Origin of the sequence: Caballeronia arvi (assembly GCF_001544695.2) — a bacterium.
Taxonomy (GTDB): domain Bacteria; phylum Pseudomonadota; class Gammaproteobacteria; order Burkholderiales; family Burkholderiaceae; genus Caballeronia; species Caballeronia arvi.
This window is the reverse complement of record NZ_FCOM02000301.1, coordinates 1-729: the sequence shown is the minus strand read 5'-3', so window position 1 is coordinate 729 and position 729 is coordinate 1. Positions and strand designations below refer to the sequence as shown.

General features: G+C 56.0%; 1 protein-coding gene. It reads left to right on the top strand.

The window, feature by feature from the left end:
- Nucleotides 1-334: 334 nt before the first annotated feature.
- On the top strand, nucleotides 335-565 hold the full coding sequence (locus AWB74_RS45020) for a hypothetical protein (RefSeq protein ID WP_061152855.1): 231 nt from the start codon (nucleotides 335-337) through the stop codon (nucleotides 563-565).
- Nucleotides 566-729 lie beyond the last annotated feature (164 nt).

Here is a 729-nt window from a genome sequence, read left to right as displayed (position 1 = left end):
AGCCATTGCGGCCATTGCGGCCAGTTGATCTGTGTCAGAAAAGCTGGCACCTGCTGCCACTGCGACTGCCACATAGTGCGTCCTCAGAGATTCGGAGCGGAAAGTATAAGGAGTTCTGCCTGCTCTTGCGATATCGCAAAGACGTTCACATCGTTATGTGTGGATCATGCGACGGGCGCAGGGATTCACGGTCGGTCCGTATTGCGATTTGCACGCTGCCGTGCTGTCAAGGACAGCAAATTCAAGCGGTCGATCAAGAAGGATGAATTCTTCGCTGTTGATTTTTTTTCGCGCTATCCTGATTTCACCGCATAAGACGGAGGAGACAGACAGGATGATCTTCTATCACCACGGTGCAGCCATTCAACCCTCCGTCATGCGCGTCGGCCGTACCTACGTTGCCCGCGCCTCCATCCTCGAGGAAGACGGTGAGGCTACCTCACTGGGCGATCTCGGTGCGTTTGCGAGCAAGGACGGTGCATATCGCTTTGCCATTCGATGCGCATTTGCTTTTGTGGACGGGGAATCGCTGCCGCTTCCGCCATTCAAAATCACTGCGCAATAGTCGCGTGGGATCCGCAGGGACCCGCAGGAGGTAATCCACAAGGTTGAGCCTGTGATGTGAACTCACAGGCACGGCGCTGTCGGCCGCCGGATTACGCGGCGAGCCGATGCTCGTAATAAAAGCGATCGCGGTCGTTCAGGATGGCGTACAGCGCATCGAGGTTT